The sequence below is a fragment of the Streptomyces sp. NPDC104367 genome (genome assembly GCF_055583825.1).
In genome coordinates this window covers 1-3,913 of sequence record NZ_JBVJND010000081.1, presented here as the reverse complement: position 1 = coordinate 3,913, position 3,913 = coordinate 1, and the positions used below count along the sequence as shown (strand labels likewise).

Sequence of the window (3,913 nt, the reverse complement as noted above, 5' to 3'; positions counted from 1 at the left end):
AGGAGGCTGTGCACCCGGTCGCGGGTGCCGCGGGCCGCGTCCAGACGGGCCTGAAGCTCGTCCAGCAGCTCGTCGAGCCTGAGCTGCGGCAGCCGCACGCGGGCCGCTTCGGGGCCTTCCACAGGGTCCTCCCGATCCTGTCGACAGATGGGTACCGGCAGGTCCGGTCATAGGCCACCGTAGTGTGCGGCAGGGGCCGGAGACACCCGGATCGGCCGGGTCACCGGCCCCCGTCCGGTTCACGGGGGGGGTTCCGGTGCCGGGTCCCGGGAGGGGTCAGGAGTTCCAGGTCCAGTCGGCGACCTCGGGGAGGTCCGTGCCGTGCTCGCGGATCCAGGCGTGGTGGCGGGTGCGGGCGTCGGCCATCTGCTGGCGGACGGCGGCCGCGCGGACGGCGAGGCCGGGGACGCGGTCGATGACGTCCATGACGAGGCGGTAGCGGTCCAGGTCGTTGCGGACGACCATGTCGAACGGGGTGGTCGTGGTGCCGGACTCCTTGTAGCCGCGCACATGCATGTGGCGGTGGCCGTTGCGCCGGTAGGCGAGCCGGTGGATCAGCCACGGGTACCCGTGGTACGCGAAGATCACCGGCTTGTCGGCGGTGAACAGGCCGTCGAACTCGAAGTCGGTCATCCCGTGCGGGTGGTCGTCGTGCGGCATCAGCCGGGTCATGTCGACGACGTTGACCACCCGGACGGAGAGCTGCGGCAGATGCCGGCGCAGCAGCTGGGCCGCGGCCAGGATCTCCTGCGTGGGCACGTCACCGGCGCAGGCGAGGACGACGTCGGGCTCGCCGCCGTTCTCGGTGCCGGCCCACTCCCAGATGCCGGCGCCGCGGGCGCAGTGGACGCGCGCCTGGCCCATGGAGAGCCAGTCGTAGCAGGGCTGTTTGCCGGCCACGATCACGTTGACGTAGTCCCGGCTGCGCAGCACGTGGTCGGCGACGGACAGGAGGGTGTTGGCGTCCGGCGGGAGGTAGACGCGCACCACCTCGGGGCTCTTGTTGAGGACGTGGTCGACGAAGCCGGGGTCCTGGTGCGAGAAGCCGTTGTGGTCCTGGCGCCACACGTGCGACGTCAGCAGGTAGTTGAGCGAGGCGATGGGTGCCCGCCAGGGCAACTCGCGTGATGTGCGCAGCCACTTGATGTGCTGGTTGACCATCGAGTCGACGATGTGCACGAACGCCTCGTAGCAGGAGAACAGTCCGTGCCGGCCGGTCAGGAGGTAGCCCTCCAGCCAGCCCTGGCAGCAGTGTTCGGAGAGGATCTCCATCACCCGGCCGTGCCGGTCGAGGTGTTCGTCGACCGGGAGCAGTCCGGCCTGCCAGGCCTTGCCGCTGGCCTCGTACACCGCCTGGAGCCGGTTGGAGGCGGTCTCGTCCGGGCCGACCAGGCGGAAGTCACGGCTGTCGGCGGTGTCCCGCATGACCTGTTCGAGCAGGTCGCCCAGGACGCGGGTGGGTTCGTGCAGGCTGGTGCCGGGCTTGTCGACGGGGACGGCGAAGTCGTCGAGGTCGGCGATGGGCAGGTCGCGGACGAGGAGGCCGCCGTTGGCGTGCGGGGTGGCGCCGAGCCGCCGGGCGCCGTCCGGGACGCAGGCGAGCACGTCGGCGACGGGCCGGCCGTCGGAGCCGAAGAGTTCCTCGGGCCGGTACGAACGCAGCCAGGCCTCCAGCTGCCGCAGGTGCTCCGGGTTCTCCCGGACCCCGGCCAGCGGGACCTGGTGGGCGCGCCAGGTGCCCTCGACCGGTACCCCGTCCACCTCGGCCGGGCCGGTCCAGCCCTTGGGCGTGCGCAGCACGATCATCGGCCAGTGCGCCCGCTCGGTGGCGCCGTCCTCGCGGGCCGCGCGCTGGACCTCCCCGATCCGGTCCAGGGCCCGGTCCAGCGCCGCGGCCATCGCGCGGTGCACCTCGTGCGGGTCGTCGCCGGTGACGTGGATCGGCTCGTGGCCGTATCCGCGCAGCAGCGAGTCGAGTTCGTCCTCGGGCAGCCGGGACAGGACGGTCGGGTTGGCGATCTTGTAGCCGTTGAGGTGGAGGATCGGCAGGACCGCGCCGTCGTGCACCGGGTCGAGGAACTTGTTCGAGTGCCAGGAGGCGGCCAGCGGTCCGGTCTCCGCCTCGCCGTCGCCGACGACGCACGCGACCAGGAGGTCCGGGTTGTCGAGGGCCGCACCGTAGGCGTGGGCGAGGGAATAGCCGAGCTCACCGCCCTCGTGGATGGAGCCGGGCGTCTCCGGGGCCACGTGGCTGGGCACGCCGCCGGGGAAGGAGAACTGCCGGAACAGCCGCGCCATGCCCGCCCCGTCCCGGGTGACGTCGGGGTAGGTCTCGCTGTAGGTGCCCTCCAGCCAGGAGTTGGCCAGCACCGAGGGACCGCCGTGCCCCGGTCCCCACACGCACACCACGTCCAGGCCGCGCGCCCCGATCACCCGGTTGAGGTGGGTGTGGACGAGGTTCAGGCCCGGCGAGGTGCCCCAGTGGCCGAGCAGCCGGGGCTTGATGTGCTCGGGCCGCAGCGGCTCGGTGAGCAGCGGGTTGGCCATCAGGTAGATCTGGCCGGCGGCGAGGTAGTTGGCGGCGCGCCAGTGGGCGTCCAGGGTGCGCAGCTCGGCGTCGGAAAGCGCGGACGGCGCGGACGGCGCGGTGGCGTCCTGGTGTTCGGCCTGGGACATGGATGGGACTCCGGAAGTCGTCGATGCGTGCCGGTGGTCGGGCTGCGGGCAACCGGTCGTCAGGTGCGCACGTCCGGTCGGCGGTGAGCCGGTGCGGTGGTCCGTGCGGCGGCGCTCGGGACGGCGCCTCGTTCAGCGTAGCCAGGGCCTGTCGGTCCCGCAGCCGGGCGTGGGCGGGACGGGTGGGCCGGGCAGAGGGGGTGCGGCGGAGGGGGTGCGGGCGTGGATTCGGGAGGGAAGGGGGCAAGGGTCAGAGGTCAGAGGGCAGAGTCAGGGGTCAGGGGTCAAGTGCCAGGTGCCAGGAGTCAGGTGCCAGGAGTCAGGGGGTCCGGGTGGTGCACCGGCCCGGTGCGTCACCGATCGTGCCGCGCCCGCGGGCGGCCCCGGGAGCGGCCGTACGGCCCGGCGGCGGACCGATGGTCCCGGGACGTGGGGTCCGCTCGGCCCATGGCGGGCCGGCGGTCCGCGCCGCACGCTGTGACCAGCAGCTTCCACCGTCCCGTCCCGGGAGGCCCGCCATGACCACCGTCCCGACCCCCACCATGCTGCGCGCGCTCCCCGCGGATCACCGGGAACGGCTGATGTGCTTCGCCCGCGAGGTCTCCTTCGACCCGGGCACCCGGCTCTTCGAGGAGGGCGGGCGCGCCGACCGGTTCTGGATCATCCGCTCCGGCCGGGTCGAACTCGACATGCGGGTGCCGGGCCGCCGCGCGGCCGTCATCGAGAACCTCGGGCACAACGAGCTGATCGGCTGGTCCTGGCTGTTCGCACCGCATGTGTGGCACCTGGGCGCCGAGGCCACGACCCCGGTGCGGGCGTACGAGTTCGACGCCGAGTCCATCCGGTCGCTGTGCCGGGACGACCCGGAGCTGGGCAGCGCGGTCGGCCAGTGGGTGGGCGAGGTGCTGGCCCACCGGCTGCGCGCGTCCCGCACCCGGCTGCTCGACCTGTACGCCCCCTACGGAGCCGGCGCCAAGATCTGACCCGCGCGTCCCGCCGGCGCCCGGGCCGGGGCCGGTCGGCACCGGCCCGGGAATGGGGCCGACCGGCCCTAGTCCGGTCGGCACCCAGGGGCGATGATCGTCGTGGACAGCCCGCAGTCTGTCCTCCGTCCGGGGGACCTCCCGGGAGCAAGGGGATCAAGGGGTCGTCATGACGCAGCCGCGCACCTTCACGGAACAGGACCCGATCCGGGTGTTCCTGCTGGACGACCACGAGGTGGTCCGGCGCGGTCTGA

2 protein-coding genes and 1 pseudogene are annotated in these 3,913 nt (G+C 73.0%); 2 read left to right on the top strand and 1 reads right to left on the bottom strand.

Features of this window, described 5'->3' with window-relative positions; translation table 11 throughout:
• Positions 1–276: 276 nt before the first annotated feature.
• Positions 277–2,676 carry a phosphoketolase family protein gene (locus ACZ619_RS45645; RefSeq protein WP_469611950.1) on the bottom strand — a complete coding sequence of 800 codons (2,400 nt, stop codon included), beginning with the start codon at positions 2,674–2,676 and terminating at the stop codon, positions 277–279.
• Between the two features lie 518 nt (positions 2,677–3,194).
• Between ACZ619_RS45645 and ACZ619_RS45640 the strand changes: the two genes are divergently transcribed.
• Positions 3,195–3,659: a cyclic nucleotide-binding domain-containing protein gene (locus ACZ619_RS45640; protein ID WP_469611949.1), complete on the top strand. Its 465-nt coding sequence runs from the start codon at positions 3,195–3,197 to the stop codon at positions 3,657–3,659.
• A 169-nt stretch (positions 3,660–3,828) separates the two neighbouring features.
• Positions 3,829–3,913, top strand: a pseudogene (locus ACZ619_RS45635) (DNA-binding response regulator); the annotation flags it as partial.

Coding starts and splice junctions, on each gene's coding strand:
- ACZ619_RS45640 (WP_469611949.1), top strand. CDS start 3,195: ATGACCACCGTCCCGACCCCCACCATGCTGCGCGCGCTCCCCGCGGAT.
- ACZ619_RS45645 (WP_469611950.1), bottom strand. CDS start 2,676: ATGTCCCAGGCCGAACACCAGGACGCCACCGCGCCGTCCGCGCCGTCC.